The sequence below is a fragment of the Nitrospirota bacterium genome (assembly GCA_016195565.1).
Lineage (GTDB): Bacteria > Nitrospirota > Thermodesulfovibrionia > Thermodesulfovibrionales > UBA1546 > UBA1546.
The window spans coordinates 54,480-73,874 of sequence record JACPZK010000017.1; the positions used below are offsets into that span (position 1 = coordinate 54,480).

18 protein-coding genes and 1 tRNA gene are annotated in these 19,395 nt (G+C 44.6%); 10 read left to right on the plus strand and 9 right to left on the minus strand.

Annotated features, from left to right (window positions below; genetic code table 11):
- Positions 1–40 precede the first annotated feature (40 nt).
- From HY035_05880 to HY035_05920, 9 genes are all read left to right on the plus strand, one after another.
- Positions 41–130 (plus strand) — tRNA-Ser (locus tag HY035_05880).
- A 236-nt stretch (positions 131–366) separates the two neighbouring features.
- Positions 367–1,821 (plus strand): ATP-grasp domain-containing protein, encoded by a 1,455-nt coding sequence (locus tag HY035_05885; protein MBI3377914.1) that lies wholly within the window; start codon positions 367–369, stop codon positions 1,819–1,821.
- A 42-nt stretch (positions 1,822–1,863) separates the two neighbouring features.
- Positions 1,864–3,900, plus strand: a complete 2,037-nt coding sequence (locus tag HY035_05890; GenBank protein MBI3377915.1) for a biotin attachment protein — start codon at positions 1,864–1,866, stop codon at positions 3,898–3,900.
- A 35-nt stretch (positions 3,901–3,935) separates the two neighbouring features.
- Entirely contained in the window at positions 3,936–4,598 is a 663-nt protein-coding gene (locus tag HY035_05895) for a carbonic anhydrase (GenBank protein MBI3377916.1), read from the plus strand.
- Positions 4,595–4,837 carry a PGPGW domain-containing protein gene (locus HY035_05900; protein MBI3377917.1) on the plus strand — a complete coding sequence of 81 codons (243 nt, stop codon included), beginning with the start codon at positions 4,595–4,597 and terminating at the stop codon, positions 4,835–4,837. Before HY035_05895 ends, HY035_05900 begins: the two co-directional genes overlap by 4 nt.
- The gene (locus HY035_05905) at positions 4,824–5,123 is read left to right on the plus strand and encodes a zf-TFIIB domain-containing protein (protein MBI3377918.1); all 300 of its coding nucleotides are present in this window, start codon (positions 4,824–4,826) and stop codon (positions 5,121–5,123) included. Before HY035_05900 ends, HY035_05905 begins: the two co-directional genes overlap by 14 nt.
- A 42-nt stretch (positions 5,124–5,165) precedes the next feature.
- On the plus strand, positions 5,166–5,864 hold the full coding sequence (locus tag HY035_05910; protein MBI3377919.1) for a TMEM165/GDT1 family protein: 699 nt from the start codon (positions 5,166–5,168) through the stop codon (positions 5,862–5,864).
- An 85-nt stretch (positions 5,865–5,949) separates the two neighbouring features.
- Entirely contained in the window at positions 5,950–8,667 is a 2,718-nt protein-coding gene (locus HY035_05915; protein MBI3377920.1) for a cation-translocating P-type ATPase, read from the plus strand.
- Complete coding sequence (locus HY035_05920) at positions 8,655–9,533, plus strand: phosphoribosylaminoimidazolesuccinocarboxamide synthase (GenBank protein ID MBI3377921.1); 879 nt, start codon at positions 8,655–8,657, stop codon at positions 9,531–9,533. The genes HY035_05915 and HY035_05920 overlap by 13 nt, the downstream gene beginning before the upstream one ends.
- Before the next feature lie 33 nt (positions 9,534–9,566).
- On the opposite strand, the gene HY035_05925 is transcribed toward HY035_05920, so the two are convergent.
- Genes HY035_05925 through HY035_05935 form a run of 3 tightly spaced genes read right to left on the minus strand, consistent with a single transcriptional unit; the run spans position 9,567 to position 11,167 of the window.
- Positions 9,567–10,196 carry a hypothetical protein gene (locus HY035_05925; GenBank protein ID MBI3377922.1) on the minus strand — a complete coding sequence of 210 codons (630 nt, stop codon included), beginning with the start codon at positions 10,194–10,196 and terminating at the stop codon, positions 9,567–9,569.
- A gap of 2 nt (positions 10,197–10,198) precedes the next feature.
- A complete protein-coding gene (locus HY035_05930) occupies positions 10,199–10,405 on the minus strand; it encodes a hypothetical protein (GenBank protein ID MBI3377923.1) in 207 nt (68 codons plus the stop codon).
- 6 nt (positions 10,406–10,411) lie between these two features.
- A complete protein-coding gene (locus HY035_05935; GenBank protein MBI3377924.1) occupies positions 10,412–11,167 on the minus strand; it encodes a hypothetical protein in 756 nt (251 codons plus the stop codon).
- A gap of 72 nt (positions 11,168–11,239) precedes the next feature.
- Here HY035_05935 and tsaD point away from each other — a divergent pair, with 72 nt between their 5' ends.
- Positions 11,240–12,277, plus strand: coding sequence for a tRNA (adenosine(37)-N6)-threonylcarbamoyltransferase complex transferase subunit TsaD (tsaD, locus tag HY035_05940; GenBank protein MBI3377925.1), 1,038 nt, complete (start codon positions 11,240–11,242; stop codon positions 12,275–12,277).
- 18 nt (positions 12,278–12,295) lie between these two features.
- Here the strand turns inward: tsaD and HY035_05945 are convergent, their stop codons facing one another.
- The 6 genes from HY035_05945 to HY035_05970 all read right to left on the minus strand — a co-directional run bounded on the left by HY035_05945 (position 12,296) and on the right by HY035_05970 (position 19,324).
- Positions 12,296–12,622: a PilZ domain-containing protein gene (locus HY035_05945; GenBank protein MBI3377926.1), complete on the minus strand. Its 327-nt coding sequence runs from the start codon at positions 12,620–12,622 to the stop codon at positions 12,296–12,298.
- Between the two features lie 73 nt (positions 12,623–12,695).
- Positions 12,696–13,460: a prolipoprotein diacylglyceryl transferase gene (lgt, locus tag HY035_05950; protein MBI3377927.1), complete on the minus strand. Its 765-nt coding sequence runs from the start codon at positions 13,458–13,460 to the stop codon at positions 12,696–12,698.
- Complete coding sequence (gene lspA, locus HY035_05955) at positions 13,441–13,911, minus strand: signal peptidase II (protein MBI3377928.1); 471 nt, start codon at positions 13,909–13,911, stop codon at positions 13,441–13,443. The genes lgt and lspA overlap by 20 nt, the downstream gene beginning before the upstream one ends.
- Positions 13,908–16,697 (minus strand): isoleucine--tRNA ligase, encoded by a 2,790-nt coding sequence (ileS, locus tag HY035_05960; GenBank protein MBI3377929.1) that lies wholly within the window; start codon positions 16,695–16,697, stop codon positions 13,908–13,910. Before ileS ends, lspA begins: the two co-directional genes overlap by 4 nt.
- A gap of 22 nt (positions 16,698–16,719) precedes the next feature.
- Complete coding sequence (gene fusA / locus HY035_05965; protein MBI3377930.1) at positions 16,720–18,819, minus strand: elongation factor G; 2,100 nt, start codon at positions 18,817–18,819, stop codon at positions 16,720–16,722.
- A 79-nt stretch (positions 18,820–18,898) separates the two neighbouring features.
- A complete protein-coding gene (locus HY035_05970) occupies positions 18,899–19,324 on the minus strand; it encodes a SoxR reducing system RseC family protein (GenBank protein MBI3377931.1) in 426 nt (141 codons plus the stop codon).
- Positions 19,325–19,395 lie beyond the last annotated feature (71 nt).

A 19,395-nucleotide genomic window follows, 5' to 3' on the forward strand; every position in this document is an offset into this window, starting at 1 on the left:
TGTTTTAAACTAAAAACTACTCACTGATAACTGTTGTTATGGAGAGGTGCCAGAGAGGCTGAATGGGGCGGTCTCGAAAACCGTTGTGGGGGCAACTTCACCGGGGGTTCAAATCCCTCCCTCTCCGCCATGAAAAACAGTTTAAAGTTTGGAATTGAAAGTTAAGAGTTAAGACTAACTTACAAAATCAAGAAAGGATGGCGCTGAAGTATGGATAGGATTCTTGAAAGAAGTAAATATTTAATCTTGATTGCCATTGTCTCTGCAGCGCTTATCGCACTCAGCCATTTCGGAGGCAAGGACTGAAAGCCTTTAATTTTTAAAGCGAATTATTTATATATATAACTTCAAATTATAAGGAATACTATGGAAAGAAAAATCGGGAAAGTTTTGATTGCAAATCGCGGCGTCCCTGCGGTGAGGGTTATGCACACATGCAGGGACAGAAAAATTCCTACCACGGCTGTTTACAGCACCCCTGACAGGCTTGCCCATCATGTGTTCATGGCTGATACTGCTGTGCATATAGGCGAGGCGCCGCCCATAGAGTCCTATCTCAATATGGATAAGATGATAGATGCTGCCCTTAGAAGCGGTTCGGATGCAATACATTCAGGATGGGGCTTTCTTGCAGAGAATGCGGAGTTTGCGAAAAAGGTGATAGATGCAGGACTTATATGGATAGGGCCTTCTCCTGAAGTCATTAAAATGATGGGTGACAAGATTAAGGCAAAGGCGCTTGCACAAAAGTCGAATGTGCCTACTATCCCGGGCATTAGCAATGTAACAAATGTCGAACAGATTAAGAAATGGATGAACGACGAGGATGTAAGTTTCCCGATTATGATAAAGGCGGCTGCAGGCGGCGGCAAGGGCATGGTGAAGGTAGAGAGCAATGAACAGATTCCACAGGCATTTTCACAGGCACGTTCCGAGGCAAAGAAGTCATTTGGAGACGAAACAATACTCGTTGAAAAATACGTTGAGCGGGGCAGGCATATTGAAGTGCAAATAGTTGCAGACAACTATGGGAATGTAGTTCATCTCTTTGAGAGGGAATGCACCCTTCAGAGGCGAAACCAGAAGATAATTGAGGAAGCGCCTTCTCCAAGCATGGACGAGGGGCTGAGACAGGAGATATGTATAACTGCTGTAAGGCTTATGAGGGAGATTGGATATACGAGTGCAGGTACGGTTGAGTTCATCTTTGATGCGCCTTCGAAGAAGTTTTACTTTCTTGAGGTGAATACAAGGCTTCAGGTTGAACACGGAATAACAGAGCTTATAACAGGCCTTGACATAGTGGGCATTATGCTTGATGTTGCCATGAATAAGAAACTTCCTTTCAGGCAGTCTGACATAAGACCGAACAGGTGGGCTCTTGAGGTGAGGTTGAATGCAGAAGACCCAAAGACTTTCAGCCCGTCATTCGGTACGATTACAAGGCTGCAGGTTCCAATGGGGCCGGCTGTCAGAGTAGCATCAGGAGTGTATGAGGGAGCGGATATCCCGCCGTACTATGATTCTCTTTTCATGCTGTTAATGACAGCAGGAGCAGACAGGGCTGATGCAATAAGGGTTATGGATCGTTCCCTGAGCAGAAACCTGCGGGTAGAGGGAGTGAAGACCCTTGCCCCTCTTTTGCTGAGCATAATAAGGCACCCCAAATTCATAGAGGGAGAGTTCTCCACAAGATTTATTGAGGAGCATATGGATGAACTTATTTCCATGTTTAAGGAGAAGAACAGCGAAGATGAGGGATTAAAGGTTGCAAGATATGTTGCAGAGATATCTGCGCTTGGACCTCGGCAGTGGATGTGATTAAAAAGTTAAGAGTTGAAAGTAAAAAATTAAAAATTAAAAATGAGAAAAGAGAAGAAAAAAGAAAATAACATTTTAGTCAAGCCCGGGATGACTCCTAAAGAGATTGTGAAGGCAGTGCGCTCTCTCAGGGGTGTATGCCTCACATCTGTGGGGATGCGTGATGCAGGACAGTCTGATTTTAAGAACAGGCACAGGATATATGACCTCAAGACTCTTGCTCCATACTACAACCGGATGGGACTATTCAGCGCTGAATGTCATGGCGGCGCAAGATGGCATGTTGGGATAATGAACAGGAGGGAAAGCCCTGTTGAAGAGATAGATATCCTCAGGGAACTGATGCCAAATGTCCTTCTTCAGACGCTTATACGTGAGACAAATCTCTTCGGGTACAGACCCTATCCTAAAAATGTTATCGAGCATGTTGTATCAAAAGTTGATATAGATGTATGGAGATGTTTTTCTTTCTTAAACGATGTAAGGAACATGCGTTCTGTTGCAGAAGTCGTGATGAAAAGGGGAAGGCTCTTTGAGCCCACAATATCCTTTACTGTAGCAGACTGGGCAACAAACGAATATTATCTCGGCGTTGTGCGCGACATTATCGGTCTGTGCGGTGGAATTGACGAGATAGTCCTTTGCATTAAGGATATGGCCGGAGTAGGAGATGTCAACAGGATAGGGAACCTTATAGATGCAATAAAGCAGAAATATCCGGAGCTTGTTATCAATTACCACCGGCATATAACAGATGGGCTTGCAATCCCTGCATTTTTAGCTGCGGCAAAGGCAGGTGCAAAGATATTTGATGTGCAGGAAGATTCCCTTGTGCGGTTTTATGGGCATTCGCCCATTCTTAGTGTGCAGGCATATTTTGAGCAATCAGGCATCCCCGTTCATATTGACAGAAAAGAGGCTGAGGAAGCAGTACAAAAGGTCAGGGAATGGATTGGACACTACGAATGGGCTGAATCACCTTTCAAGGGATACGACCACACAGTGACGCTCCACAAGATGCCGGGAGGCGCATTCCCGAGTTCATTTGAGCAGGCACAAAAGGCCGAATTTCTTCATCTCATGCCTGCGATACTGAAACTGATGTCACTTTATAACAGGATTGTGAAGTATTTTGATGTCACGCCCGGCTCCCAGATTACGTGGGTTACATGCAGCGGCATAGTGAACAGATATGCAAAGGAGCGCGGAGATGCAGGAGTAAAGCATATAATCGAACTCATGACAAAATTCGTTGAAGAAAAGACTCTGGATTTTGATGCGATGGATAAGGATGAGCAGGAGGAACTGCTCATGCTCTTCAGAAATGCACCCGGAGACTTCAAAAACCTTTTACTTGGGAATTACGGAAAACTTCCTGTAGGCTGGCCTGCAGAATGGGTATACAGAAGCACATTCGGAGAAGAATGGGAAGAAAAGACAAAAGAAAGAAGGGAACTTTCACCCCTCGATTCAATGCCTGGCGACGACCTCGAAAAGATAAGAAGGGAACTGTCCGAAAGCCTCGGCAGGGAGCCGAATGAGGAAGAGTTTATATTATATCTCATGCATCCGAAGGATGCTGTTGAATATATAGAGTTTCGCGAAAAATACGGAGAGGCGCCATTGGTTCTTCCTACGGATGTCTGGAGAGAAGGACTTAAAAAATCCGGCGACAGGGTGGATTTTGAACTCTGGAGAAAACCCTATACAATAGAGCTTCTATCAATAGGAGCAGAGAATGACGGTATCATCCATGTTGTTATGAAGGTAAATAACAAGACAAGGGTCTATCCTGTTGAGACGCCGAGGGCTAAGAAGATTGAGATAAGGATGGCTAAAGGGCACAACGAGATCGGTGCACCGATTAATGGGAACATCTGGAGAATCGGCAATCATGAAAGGGGAAGTATTAAGGCTGGAGATATTGTCCATAAAGGAGAGGAGATTGCAAACCTTGAGGCAATGAAGATGGAAAATGCCATCATAGCTCCCTTTGATGCCCAGATCGCAGAGGTCTGCGTAAAACTTAATGACACTGTCCATGAAGGACAGTTACTTTTTGTCATTGAAAAGGCGTAGTGTTTTGGTTTTAATAAGATTGCATAGAAAACCAGATGAAAAAGCTTTATAAGGGGATTCACAAATTTCAAGGGTCATATTTTAAGAAGGGGAAAGTCTTTTTTAAACGGCTTTCAAAAAGGCAAGAACCGGAAGTCCTTTTTATCACATGCTCTGATTCACGCATAGACCCTAATCTGGTTACTCAAAGCAAACCCGGTGAGATTTTTATCGTAAGGAATGTGGGGAATATTATTCCTCCATATGACGCCATAAAGGACAAAAACAGCGTTGCAGCAGCGATAGAATTTGCAGTATTGAGCTTAAAGGTAAAAGATATTATTGTGTGCGGCCATTCAAATTGCGGCGCCATGGAGGCGCTTTATAAGGATGAAAGAGAATTGACAAATATGCCCCATTTAAAAGACTGGCTGAAGTTGGCTGATTCTGTGAGAAATATTGTTTTGAAGCATTATCCTGAAACGTCTGCAGAAATCCGACAGAGGATTACCGAAGAAGAAAACGTTTTGTGTCAACTGCATAATATTCAAACATATCCGTGTGTTCGGGAGGCATTAGACTCAGGTGCGCTTCACCTGCATGGCTGGAACTACAATATCGAGACAGGCAAGATTTACGCTTACGACACAGATGCGGATATGTTTAAAGAAGTCGGATTAAGCAAAACTCCGGATAATGGGTTTAAAGGCGCTGAATGAATTCATTTCTCTTAAAGAGTATCAACCATACAAAAAAGCTTATAATAGCAATAGTCGGTTTTACAGTGCTGTTAATCGGACTTGCCATGATTGTGCTGCCAGGCCCTGCCTTTATAGTAATTCCTGTTGGGCTTGGGATACTTGCGCTGGAATTTGCATGGGCGCGCAGGTTGCTGAAAAGGGTAAAATATAAAATTCAGAATTTTAAAAAAGGAGGAATTACAGATGAAACCAAGTGAAAGGGAAGCAGAGTATATCGCAAGGATGGAGTATGAGAGATTGAAGAAGATCGAGGAGGAAAAGCATAAGAAACTTAAAGCAGAGGAAAAGAATAAGTTGAAAGAACTTCATTACATGAGATGTCCGAAGTGCGGCATGGAGATGATAGAGATTGATTATAAGAGCATAAAAGTTGATAAGTGCTCTGAGTGCGAAGGTATATGGCTTGATGCAGGAGAACTTGAGGCTGTGTCAAAGCTTGAGAAAGGCGGACTGGAAAAGTTGTTTAGCGTATTTAAAAAGTAAAATGGCCGTTGGGTGGATATTAATTATTTGGGGGTTCATGATATGCCGGCTTTTTTAGCGTCGCTCATCTTTGTTGTTTTAGCAGAAATGGGTGACAAGACACAGCTTCTTGCGATGGCTTTTGCCTGCAGGTATCGCTGGCAGACGGTCATGTGGGGCGTATTTGCCGCAACTGCGGCAAACCATCTTATGGCTGCTGCACTGGGTAATTACCTGAACGCAATTGTGCCCATGGAATATGTAAAGACAGCGGCGGCTGCATCTTTCATCATTTTTGGCTTGTGGACTATACGCGGAGACAAACTGCAAGATGAGGACAAAAAATATAAATTCAGTCCTTTCTGGACAGTAACGATAGCTTTTTTCATAGCTGAGATGGGCGACAAGACCCAATTGGCAACTATAGCCCTTGCAGTGGAATACAACACCATAATCCCTGTCTGGCTTGGGACAACGCTTGGTATGCTCATTTCCAATGCCATTGGGATAATATTTGGAAACGTGATGGGCAAGAGGATTCCTGAGAATGCGATAAAATGGGCTGCTGCAATGATATTTATCGGTTTCGGCATCTATGGCCTGTATGATATTATTCCGGAGCATATCTGGAACCCTGCCATTGTTGCGGCCGGCGCTGCCCTGCTCGGGCTTTCCATATATGTCATGTACAGGATAGGAGGCAAAGAGCCTCAGTTGGCGAATGTCTGCGAGAGGGTTGAAGCCCTCGGCAAAAAAACATGATTCAGACAGAGGATCAGTCGTCATATAAATCATAAAAAGAAATGGTTCCCTCAGGAACTGTTTGATTAATTCTAAAGGGGCATATATGCGCTGGCACCAGAAAGAGACTAAAGATATATTAGACGGCCTGCAGTCGTCTTCAAAAGGGCTTTCTTCAGAAGAGGCGCAGAAGCGGCTGCTCGAATATGGCCCGAATGAATTAAAGGAAAAAGAAAAGAGAACTCTTTTTATGATGTTCCTTGGCCAGTTCAAGGACTTCATGATACTCATCCTTATCGGAGCTGCAATAATTTCCGGCATTATCGGCGAACCCGCGGATACCATAGCCATTATAGTAATCGTTGTCCTTAATGCCGTCATAGGATTTATTCAGGAATACAGGGCAGAAAAGGCGATGGCAGCATTGAAAAAAATGGCAGCGCAGATTGCCACTGTAATAAGAGATGGAAAGCCTGCAAATATCCCCGCAGTAGAAATTGTTCCGGGCGACATTGTATTGCTTGAGGCAGGGAAGGTAGTTCCGGCTGATATGAGGCTGATAGAAACCGCACAGTTGAAAGTTGAAGAGGCAGCCCTTACCGGCGAATCTATCCCGGTAGAAAAACATATAAAGGCATTGCATGACGAGATGCTGCCGCTTGGTGACAGAAAAAATATGGCATACAAAGGCACTACCGTGTCTTACGGCAGAGGCGCCGGTATTGCAGCGGCTACCGGGATGGACACCGAGCTTGGAAAGATTGCAACCATGCTTCAGGAGGAAGAAGAGGTCAAAACACCCCTTCAAAAAAGGCTCGCTGCATTTGGGAAGAAGCTTGCCATTGCTGTGCTTGCAATATGCGCAATTGTTTTTGGTATCGGGATATTAAGAGGTGAACAGCCCTTGCTGATGCTTCTGACCGCCATATCCCTTGCCGTAGCAGCGATTCCTGAAGCGCTTCCGGCTGTGATAACCATTTCCCTTGCCCTCGGCGCAAAGAAGATGGTTAAGCAGAATGGCCTGATAAGAAAGCTCCCTGCTGTTGAGACCCTCGGCTCCGTCACATACATATGCTCCGACAAGACAGGGACGCTGACACAGAACCGGATGAGTGTGGAAGAGATGTATATAGGCGGGGAAATACTTAAAAGTGAAGAGTTAAAAGTTAAAAGTGGGAGAATAGAACAACTCTTAACTCTCAACTCTCAACTCTCAACTTTTTTCACTGCAATTGCTTTAAGCAATGACGCGAAACCTGACAGGGACGGCAATATCATCGGCGATCCTACAGAGGTAGCTCTTTTTTCTGCTGCCAGAGAAAACGGATTCGATAAGTCTTCGCGTGAAGAGTTGTTCCCGAGAGTTGAGGAGATACCGTTTGATTCCGAGAGAAAATGCATGACGACATTTCATGAAGTGAAAAGTGAAAAGTTAAAAATTAAAAGTGAAGAATTAGAGAAGCTTTTAACTCCTAACTCCCAACTTCTAACTTTCAACTTTGTTTCTTTCACAAAAGGCGCTATTGAAGTTCTTCTGGAAAAATCAGACGGCATCCTCAAATCAGGCGGGACAGTAAAGATAGACAGGGAAGAGATTCACAGAGTTAATGAAAGGATGGCTGCTGACGGACTCAGGGTTCTCGGCATTGCAATGAGGGGATGGAATGAGCTTCCCTCAGACATGTCCCATGAGAATGTGGAAAGAGGGCTTATAATCATAGGCCTTGTAGGAATAATGGACCCTCCGAGGGAGGAGGCAAGGGAGGCAGTGGCAATGTGCCAAACTGCAGGGATAAAACCCGTTATGATTACAGGAGACCATCCGATTACAGCATGGGCAATTGCGCGGAGGATTGGAATGCTTGGAGATGAGGATGTAAATTTCAACCTTATAACAGGGAGGGAGCTTGAAAAACTCTCTCTTAAGGAATTTGAAGAGAGGGTTGAGAACATTCAGGTCTATGCCCGTGTTGCGCCAGAACAGAAACTGAAGATTGTGAAGGCGCTTCAGGACAAGGGACAGTTTGTTGCAATGACAGGAGACGGTGTGAATGATGCTCCTGCATTAAAGAGAGCGGACATCGGCGTTGCAATGGGGATTACAGGAACAGACGTCTCAAAAGAGGCTGCTCATATGATACTCCTTGATGATAATTTTGCCACTATAGTGAAGGCTGTAAGAGAGGGCAGAAAGATATATGACAATATAAGAAAGTTTATAAAGTACCTTCTTACAACAAACTCAGGAGAGATATGGACCCTCTTCCTCGCACCCCTTGTCGGCTTGCCGATTCCGCTTCTGCCGATCCATATACTCTGGATAAACCTTGTTACAGACGGGCTTCCTGCCCTTGCCCTCTCTGCCGAGCCTGCAGAGGGAGATGTGATGAGCGGGCCTCCGAGGCATCCGAAGGAGAGCATATTTGCCCACGGATTAGGACTACATGCCATATGGGTGGGTCTCTTGATGGGTGGAGTTGTTCTGTTTGTCCAGGCATGGTCTATCAAAACTGAACATGCCCATTGGCAGACAATGGTGTTTACCGTTCTCTGCCTGACACAGCTCGGCCATGTCCTTGCCATAAGGTCTGAGAGGGAGTCGTTATTTAAAATCGGATTGTTTTCGAATAAATATCTCCTCGGCGCAGTGATATTTACATTCATCCTGCAGATGGCGACTATATATGTGCCTTTCTTAAATCCCATATTCAAGACAGAGCCGCTTACTTTAAATGAACTGGTGTTTACACTCGTCCTGTCATCTGTGGTATTCTTTGCAGTGGAAATAGAAAAATTAATCAGGAGGCGGAGATGTCGAATATAGTAATGGAAACTAATTTATCCGATGTTAAATTTCTGAGAAGAGGGAAGGTGCGTGATGTCTATGAAATAGATGACTATCTTCTGATAATAGCAACTGACAGGGTCTCTGCATTTGATGTCGTTCTTCCGAATGGAATTCCTGATAAGGGCAGGATTCTTACACAGATTTCAATATACTGGTTCAACCGGATGAAGGACATAATAGAAAACCATATTGTTGCAACAGATGTAAAAGACTATCCGAAGGTTCTGCATAAATACAAAGACATCCTTGAAGGCAGGAGCATGCTCGTTAAGAAGGCAAAGCCCATGCCTGTTGAATGCATTGTAAGGGGTTATCTCTCAGGTTCAGGGTGGAAGGAATACAAAAAATCAGGCACAGTCTGCGGCATAAAACTTCCTGACGGGCTTGTTGAATCCGCAAGGCTTGATGAGCCGATATTCACTCCAAGCACTAAAGCGGAAGAGGGGCATGACATAAATATAAGTTTTGATGAGACGAGAAAGCTTGTCGGTGATGATACTGCAAACAAGCTCAGGGATACAAGCCTCAGAGTCTATAAAAAGGCGAGGGAGATGGCAGAGAAGAAAGGAATAATAATCGCTGATACGAAGATGGAATTCGGCGTCTATAATGATAAGTTGCTTCTGATTGATGAAATCCTTACGCCTGATTCATCGCGCTTCTGGTCTATGAAGGATTATAAGCCCGGGAAAGGTCAGGACAGTTTTGACAAGCAGATCGTCCGAGATTATCTTTTAACCCTCGATTGGAACCAGACATATCCCGGCCCCAAACTTCCTGATGAGATTGTTGAAAAGACAGCGGCAAGGTACAGGGCGATATTGGGGATATTGACGGGGTAGGAGTTGCTGGGGATGAAGAGATTATTGTAAGTTTCACTCATCCTGCTTTTTCGCCTTGAACTTGCCTGTAAATGTCATAAAGAGGTAAACAATCAGCGGGATAATGAATGCTATGTCAACTACGCGCATTTGTGAAGATACGGAGGTGAAAAGCATCTGTCCGAGGACCATGCCAAAAAATGCACAGGCGATTGAGAGCCCAAGAAATCCACAGAGCCTCCAGAAATTAGTCCAGAAGACATCTTTTAAAAACCAGCTAATTACTGTTGCTACTGCTCCGGCAGTAAATGCGATGGCGAGGAATGCCGGTTCCGGCATCTTTTTCAGAATTTCAAATCTGAGAGTTGCAAGGCCCAGAAGAGCCATGCTCCATAATGAGAGGGACAGGAATATGAGAATCAACAGAGAAATTTTTAATGTATTCTTATACCAAGTTTTCTCATGCAGCCTGTCATGCAAATAGCCGATGCGGTCAAGCGCTCCGAACAATACAAAGACCGCTGCGACAACGCCTGCGATTGTAATTAAGAATCCGAGAATAAAGCCGGGGATTCCGTATTTTTGATACTGTGAGATTCCGACTGTGAGGGCGATGATTATTAGAAAGACGAGAAGAATGCGCTCAACCATAAAACCGCGGTCATTTCTTACAAGCTTTAGCATTGTTACCACGTAAGGGAAAGAATTGACTTTACATCCGACTGAAGCCGGTTGAATTTACATTTGAGCGCCATGCACTGCTCTGAGCGGTAACAGTTGCCGTCTTTTATAACAACATGGATGTGAATGCCTGTCTCTTCTGCATAAGGACAAGGCAGATGCAGTTTTCTTGTAGACTCGGAATAGTGTTTTTCCTTTATAGCCGGCTGCATAGATTTTTACCTGTTTTTTAATTTTGTGAGCAGAAGCCCTATGTACTTGTTAATCGGATTGCCTCGTGAGAGAAACGGCAGAGGAGATTTTTTCCTGGTCCCGAGTTTTTTGATTTCCCACAGCAGGTCGTGATTAGCCCCGTCAATCTTTAACCCGCTATTAAATGCGGCAAGGGCTGCTTTTTTTTCTCCGCCGGCAACGTAGGCCCTGCCAAGGTTAAGATACAGCGTGGCGTGGATGGATTTGGTTATAGGCGGGAATGCAAGGTCAAGCCTTTCCATGGCCTTCTTGCATATATTTATCCCCCTGGTATATTTTTTATCAACAATTGCTGTGAGGCATCCGTAATAGGATACAATGAGCGGGTCTTCGGAGTATTCCTCAACCGCTTCCCTTAATATTTTTAATGCCTCCTTATTGTTTTTCCTTGCGAGAAGTTTTTTTGCGGTGTCAAGATACTCTGTCTTTTTCCTGCTTTCTTTAAGTAGGGCTGTAAATTCTTCAATGGCGCTCTTATGATGATTCTCCATAAACTCATGGAGCTTATCCTCATAGTCTTTTTTGTCCATAATATCAGAGCAATCCTCTTTTTTTGAATAAACTATTTCCCCTTTATGGTAAATGAGGGTTGTGAGCAGGGGTTCTTTGATTCCGCCGTGCTCTGTCTGGACATGATAGCTTTTTTCTCCGAGCTTAATGTTTACGTTAAACCTGAGCGGGATGTCTGAGGTAATGTGCAACTGGCCTGATTTCTCTGTCATATAACACATTATCTAACAAGATTTTGATAATTAAATCAAGCTGAAAACACGAAACATCTTATATAATATCCCATGCTTATACTCGGAATAGACACATCATGCGATGACACTGCTGCCGCTGTTGTTGAGAACGGTGTCAGAATAGTTTCCAATATTGTCTCAAGCCAGACGGATATTCACAAAAAATACGGAGGCATTGTTCCGGAGCTTGCATCGCGAAGGCATATAGAGATGATACTGCCTGTTGTTGATGAGGCGTTGAAGGGCGCAGGCGCAGGGCTTGAAGACGTCTCGGCTGTTGCGGTCTGCCATGGGCCCGGATTGATCGGCTCTCTTCTTGTCGGATGCTCATTTGCAAAGGCATTATGTTTTTCAAAGAATATTCCTTTGCTCGCGGTAAATCACCTTGAGGGGCACATGTTTTCCTGTTTTCTGGAAGAACCGCAGCCGGAATTTCCGTTCATCTCGCTGATAGCATCAGGCGGCCACACGAGCCTTTACCGCGTTGACGGTTTTGGGAAATACAGAGAACTCGGCAGGACCAGGGATGACGCGTCAGGCGAGGCTTATGACAAGATATCCAAGCTTCTTGGGCTTGGTTATCCGGGAGGCCCTATAATTGACAAGCTTGCATCCGAAGGAAATCCAAAGGCGATAGATTTTCCAAGGCCGTATCTTCCTGAATCATTTGATTTCAGCTTCAGCGGTTTGAAGACAGCAGTGAGAATGGCTATCAGCGTTCAGCAGTTAGCGGTCAGTGAAAAAAAGCTGAAGGCTGATAGCTGTAAGCTGAAAGCTGATTTATCACTCGCAGATATTGCCGCCTCATTTCAGGCATGCATGGTTGATGTGCTTGTAAGAAAGACAGAATGGGCGATAAAAAAAGAGGGCCTAAGGCGTGTCACTCTCTCAGGCGGCGTATCGGCAAACAGCGAATTAAGAAAGAGAATGAAAGAAATGGGAGATGAAAGGGAAGCAGAGATATTTATTCCATCCATAAATCTGTGCACGGATAATGCTGCCATGATTGCCTCGGCAGGGTATAATCACTTTTTAAATAAGGACTTTGCAGGAGCAAGCCTGAATCCCAAGGCATACCTTCCGCTTTAGCCGATGCGGTTTATCGGATTAATACAGCGCCCTGACAAAGCTTATGTATTCCTGCGGCGGGTCTATGATTTCAATGCCTATGCTGTCTGTTAAACCGTCCGGCGGCATCTTGTAATAGGCCCATTTTGTTATGCCGCGGAGGTGGATTGTTTCTCCTGTTGAGAGTTTTAGCCTCAATTCAATCTCTGTGCCGGCAGCATATTTTTTATTATCGCTTGAAGTTGTGGTAAGCATGTAGATGCCGGATTCTGAGATATTCTCTATGAAGACAGCATATTTTTCATTGCCGGATATCCGCTCAGCCTTCAGATTGACCCGTATTCTCCTGAAACGCCTTTTTTCCATGGGGCTATTTTAGCATATCCCGGCTTAAAGTAAAGGGGCGAAAATTATCTGTGTCTGCAATTTCAGGAACGGCTTATATCTTCTTTTTTCTGAAGACAAGGATTGCCGCAACAGCGGACAGGAATAGTAAAACGCTTATCCCCTGCGATATTGAGATATTTCCAAAGAGAAAGCCTCTCACCTCATCGCCTCTGAAGAATTCCACAGTAAACCTGATGACAGAGTAAATTAAAAGGTATGCCCAGAATAACTGTCCTTTGAATGACTGGCGCTTTCTCAGGGTTATGAGTATAAGAAAGTTTATGAATTCTCCCGCTGATTCGTATAACTGTGTTGGATGAAGTGGAATGCCAATCCTTGCAAGGGATTCAGGGTCAAGGAATGTCACTGCCAGAGGACATCCTTCCGCAGGGCTTCCGTAACAGCAGCCTGCTGAGAAGCATCCAAGCCTTCCGATTGCATGCCCGATTGCAAGTGACGGCGCGAAAATATCAGCGGTAGCCCGGATATCAAGCCCTTTCTTTTTTGCATACCAGACAGCAACTGGAATTGCGAATATAACGCCTCCGTAGAATACAAGGCCGCCTTCCCAAATTTTGAATATGTCCAGAGGGTTTCTCAGAAAATGGCCTGCCTCCACAAGCACAAAGAAAAGCCTTGAGCCTATCAGCGCTGCAATGAGCATGTAAAAACCAAGGTCCACGATTTTATCTGAAGAGATTCCCTGTTTCTTGGCCTGTCTTACGGCAAGCGCAAGCCCGAGCAAAAAACCTGCGGCAATGAGAACGCCGTAGGTATGTATCGTCAGCGGGCCTATTCTAATTAATATCGGATGCATTAGTGGTTCCCTCATGTTTTTTTAAAAACAATTTTATAAATATCAATCCTATTCCTATTGTCAGCGCTGAGTCCGCAACATTGAATGCCGGCCAGTGATGCCTGCCTGCAAAAACATCTATGAAATCAACGACAGAGCCTCTGAAGAGCCTGTCTATCAAATTCCCTATTGCGCCTCCGAGAATGAGAGAAAGCCCTAATGGGTCTTCTTTCTCTTTTATAAGCATAAAAAAGATGACTCCAATTGCAATGAGGGATATGATTATAAAGATGTTATTCCCGAAACTTTTGAACATGCCGAATGCAGCGCCTTCATTTCTCAGGTTCACGAGATGGAGAAATGGGAGAAGTTCAACCGGCTTGAAAGTACTTATAAGTTTATCCGCGAGATATTTTGTTGCCTGGTCCAAGATTACAAGCAGGGGGATAATGATAAAAGCTGTTTTTTTCATTTAACGACATTATAACATCTATCGCATAATTCAGCGGCGCCGGTGTGTGTTCCAACGGATGCGCTCCAGTTCCAGCAGCGCCCGCATTTTTTGCCGCTGGCCCGTTCTACAATGACTGACATGCCTTTTATCTCTTCGCTTTCATAAGCGCTGTCTATTTTTCCTGATGCCTGCTTTGCCTCTGCTGATGAGACGATAAAAAGCGCCGGAAGGAATTCTTTATATTCATTCAGGAGATTAAACTCATTTTCAGGAAGGCATATAATCACCTTTGCCTCAAGAGAGTTGCCTATGAACTTGTTCTGCCTCTTAAGCTCAAGAGCCTTGTTTGTCGCATTTCTTATTGCTATGAGTTTTGCCCATTTTTCTTCAAGCGCCGGATCGAGGTATTTTTCATCTGCCATCGGGAAAGGCGAAAGAAACACGCTCTCCTCTTTTTTGCCGGCAATGAATCTCCATATCTCTTCTGCCGTGAAAGAAATTACCGGAGCCATAAGCCCGGTCATAGATAAAAGTATTCTGTTTAAAACCCACTGTGCAGCCCTTCTTTCTTTTGAATCAGCTTTGAAGGTGTATAGCCTGTCTTTGAGAATATCAAGATAAAAGGAGCTCATATCCACAACGCAGAAGTTATGCAGGAGATGATAAACTTCATGGAAGTCAAATCTCTCGTATGCAGATGTGATTTTTGCAGTCAGAGTCTGAAGTCTTGACATGGCCCACCTGTCTATCTCAAGCAGGTCCTTGCTATAATCTTTTCCGTCCTTCCCGTCAAAATCAGAAAGATTGCCGAGCAGAAATCTTGCGGTATTCCGAATTTTTCTGTAGGCCTCTGTAAGCCTGTCTATAATTTCCTTTGATATCCTGACATCATCCCTGTAATCTTCAGCAGAGACCCACAGCCTCAGTATCTCGGCGCCGTTTGCTTTAATGATCTCCTGCGGCGCAACAACATTGCCGAGAGACTTTGACATCTTCTTGCCTGAGCCGTCCATTACAAATCCGTGCGTAAGGACTGTTTTATACGGAGATGTCCCCCTTGTTCCCACTGACGTAAGAAGGGAACTCTGGAACCACCCTCTGTGCTGGTCGCTGCCCTCAAGATACATATCAGCGGGCCAGGAGAGCTTCGCATTTTTCTCCATTACGGCAGCGTGGCTTACGCCTGAATCAAACCATACATCCAGTATGTCCATCTCTTTTGAAAAAGATGTCCCGCCGCATTTTTCGCATTTGTATCCTGACGGCAGAAATTCCTCTGCTTTTTTCATGAACCATATATCAGCCCCGTTTTCCTCAACGTGCTTTGTGATTGCATCAAGAACCGAATCTTTTTTGACAAATTCTCCGCAGCCTTCGCAGCTGATAAGCGTTATAGGCACTCCCCAGGCCCTCTGTCTTGATATGCACCAGTCAGGCCTGCCTGAGACCATATTGTATATTCTGTCTCTGCCCCATTTAGGAATCCAGTTGACTCTGTCTATCTCCTCAAGGCATTTTCCCCTGAGGCTGTTATGCTCAACAGATATGAACCACTGCTCTGTTGCGCGGAATATGACAGGTTTTTTGCACCTCCAGCAGTGAGGATAGGAATGTGTTATCTTTTCTTCCTTGATGAGCGCATTTTTGCTTTTCAATATCTCAATTATCTGTGCGTTTGCCTTGAATACGAACTGCCCTTCAAGTTTTCCTGCCTGTTTTGTGAATTTACCTTTGTCATCAACAGGCGCATAAATATCAAGCCCGTATTTTAAGCCTGTTTTATAGTCGTCCTCGCCGTGGCCGGGCGCAATGTGAACTATTCCTGTTCCTTCTTCAAGGGATACAAATTCTCCGAGTACAGCCCTTGATTCCCTCAGGATAAAAGGATGCTCTGCATTCACGCCTTCAAGCTCTCTGCCTGTTATCTTTGCAATAATCTTTCCGTCCAAGCCGATTCTTTCTTTCAGCGCTTCAAGCCTTCCCTCAGCAACAATGTAGACTTCATCACCCTGTTCAACGGCAGCATAAACAAGTTCGGGATGAAATGCGAGTGCAAGATTTGCAGGCAGTGTCCACGGAGTAGTTGTCCATATTACAAAAAAGATCTTTTTGCCCTTCAACGAGGGCATCTTATCTCCAAACTCCGAACTCTCCACTCCGAACTTTACAAATACAGACGGCGACTCCTTCTCAGCATATTCCACCTCTGCCTCTGCTAATGCAGTAACACAGGATGGGCACCAGTGCACAGGTTTCTTGCCTTTATATGCATAGCCTTTTTTTACAAATTCTAAAAATTCCCTGACAATCGTCGCTTCATATCCGTATGACATTGTGAGATACGGCTCTTGCCAGTCTCCCATAACTCCGAGCCTCTTGAATTCCTCTCTCTGAATGTCCACAAATTTTTCTGCGTATTCCTTGCAGAGCTTTCTTTTCTCAAGGATGTCAACCTTGTCTTTTTTTTCTCCGAGGTTTTTGTCCACCTGAAGCTCAATCGGAAGGCCGTGGCAGTCCCAGCCCGGAACGTATGGCGAATAAAAACCCTGCATGGATTTGAATTTTACTATTATGTCCTTGAGTATCTTATTAAGCGCATGCCCGATATGGATGTGGCCGTTAGCATAAGGAGGGCCGTCATGGAGGATGTAATGTTTACTGCCTGAATTTTTGTTTTGCAGCTTTTCGTATATCTTATTCTCTTCCCAGAACCTGAGCATTTCAGGCTCTTTCTGTGTAAGGTTCGCCTTCATGGGAAAACCTGTCTGTGGAAGATTGAGAGTGTCTTTTATGTCTTTTGCCATGTCAGAAAATGCTCCCCTTGTCTTATTTCTCTTCTGCTTTTTCTTTCTTCTGCGCAGCCTTATCAGCGATTATCTTCTGCGCCTGGTGTGAAGGCACTTCTTCGTAATGCGAAAATTCCATTGAATACAGCCCTCTTCCTGATGTGAGGCTGTGGAGCTGGTTTGCGTATGTCAGCATCTCGGACATAGGCACTAAGGCTGTTATCTTCTGGTTTCTCGCCTGTGATTCAACTCCCTGAACCTTGCCCCTCTTTGAATTGAGGTCGCCTATAACTGCGCCGAGGGCCTCATCAGGAGTTGTTATCTCTACTTTCATTACGGGTTCAAGGAGTATCGGCTTTGCATTTTCAACAGCCTTTTTTATACCCAATGACCCTGCAATCTTAAACGCCATTTCCGATGAATCCACTGTATGATATGAGCCGTCATAAAGGGTTACTTTTACATCCACCATAGGATAACCGGCAATTATCCCTTCGTGCATTGCATCTACAATTCCTTTTTCTACAGCAGGTATATATTGCCTTGGTATTGATCCTCCGACTATATTATCGACAAACTCAAAGCCCTTGCCTCTCGGCCTCGGCTCTATCTTTATCCGGCAGTCTCCGTACTGTCCTCTTCCGCCTGACTGTTTTTTATACCTGCCCTGCGCATCGGATGAAGCCCGGATTGTTTCCCTGTATGGAATCTTCGGAGTTTTCATGACAACCTCAACTCCGAACTTTCTCTTCAACCTTTCAAGCGCAACTTCAAGATGCACCTGTCCCATGCCTGAGAGTATCATCTCTTTTGTCTCTTCGTCCCTGTGGAATTTAATGGTCGGGTCTTCTTCAAGCATCCTGTGAATGCCTGTGCTGACTTTTTCTTCGTCCCCTTTGCTTTTCGGCGCTATAGCATAGGAGATTATCGGTTCTGCAAACTTCACCTTCTCAAATATAATGGGATGAGCCTCGTCTGAGAGCGTGTCTCCGGTGTTTGTCTCTTTGAGTTTTGATACAACTCCTATCTCGCCGGGCCCTAAACTGCTTGCCGGTATCTGTTTTTTGCCGAGGAGATAGAATATCTGGCCTATTCTTTCTTTCGCTCCTGATGTTGCATTCAGCACAGTTGAATCGGCCTTCAGCGCGCCTGAATAGACTCTGAACACAGACAGCTTTCCCGCATAAGGGTCTGCTATTGTCTTAAAGACGTATGCGGAGAACGGCTCTTTTTCGTCAGGCTTTCTCTGCACGTCTTTTGAGTCTTTCGGATTTTTGCCTTTAATGGGAAAAATTCTTACGAGGTCATGGGGAGAAGGCAGGCAGAGCATTATTGCATCCATGAGCTGGGGGATGCCTATGTTTTTGGTTGCTGAGCCGCATACAACAGGGATAAACCTTCTTGACAGAGACCCCTCTTTTATCCCTCTTATAATTTCTTCCTGTGTCAGTTCACCGCCTTCAAGGTATTTTTCAAGGAGCGCGTCTTCTGATTCAGCAATCTTTTCTACAAGCTTTTTCCTGTATTCCTGAGCCTCGGACAGCATATCAGAGGGGATGTCTGATTCCGCTGCCTTGCCGCCTGAAAACTTATATGCCTTCATGTTAATGAGATTGATTATTCCACTGAAAGTTTCTCCTGAACCTATTGGTATCTGAAGCGGAACGCCTTCTGTGCCGAAGGATTGGACAAGTTCATCAAGGGCGCCCGGGAAGTTGGCTGATTCTTTATCCATCTTGTTTATAAAGACTATTCTCGGGATTTCATATTCACAGGCGTATTTCCAGACCTTCTCTGTTTCTGCTTTAACTCCTGATAGGGCGCTGACTATAACGACAGCTCCGTCAACAGCCTTGAGGCTTCCTCTGGTGTCTTCTACAAAATTTATGAATCCAGGCGTATCAATCAAGTTTATGCGGTGGCCGTCCCAGTTGCAGAAGCCGAAAGCCGATGTAATGGTTATCTTTCTTGATATTTCTTCAGGTTCGCAGTCAGTCGTTGTGTTGCCTTCTTCAATTCTGCCGAGCCTGTCAATAGAACCTGAATTAAAAAGCATTGCCTCGGTCAGGGATGTTTTCCCCGCGCCTCCATGCGCAATTACAGCGACATTTCTGATTTTGTTAACATCAAGATTAGCCATGAAACCCCTCCTATATTAAATTTAAAATTCAAGATTCAAAAATCAGGTATATTAAATTTTAAATATTGAATGTTGAATTTTACTCAAGTATTTCTTCTATAACAGGCTTTGTTTCTGTTTTTTTCTCTGCTGTCAGGCTCCATATCTTGATGCCTAAAAAAGCAATCAAAAATAAACCGAAACCGAATATTGCTGACAGTATGTCGGGGTCTGTATCTTTAAACTGACGGCTGAAAATTTCTTTTCCAAGGACCGCGCCTGCAATCAGAGCTATTGCAGGAATGCCGTAAACAAGGATTGAACCTTTGAGATATGTGTATGACTTTATGACAACCCTGACCCTCTGCCCTGCCTTTGCGCCTGCCTTGTTAACCGCATCAATCTCCATGGACTGTTCATCAGGCTTGCATGTGCCTGCCGTGCATCCCTCACAGACGCTCTTTTTCGGAACAGAGACTTTTGCAAAAGCCCCCGCTGTGCTTTTTACTGTGCCGATTTCCTCCATAGCAATGGCATTTTAACATACTGTGTTATTTTCTTAAAAGTCCTGTTTTTTATCTCGGTTCAAGCCTGTGA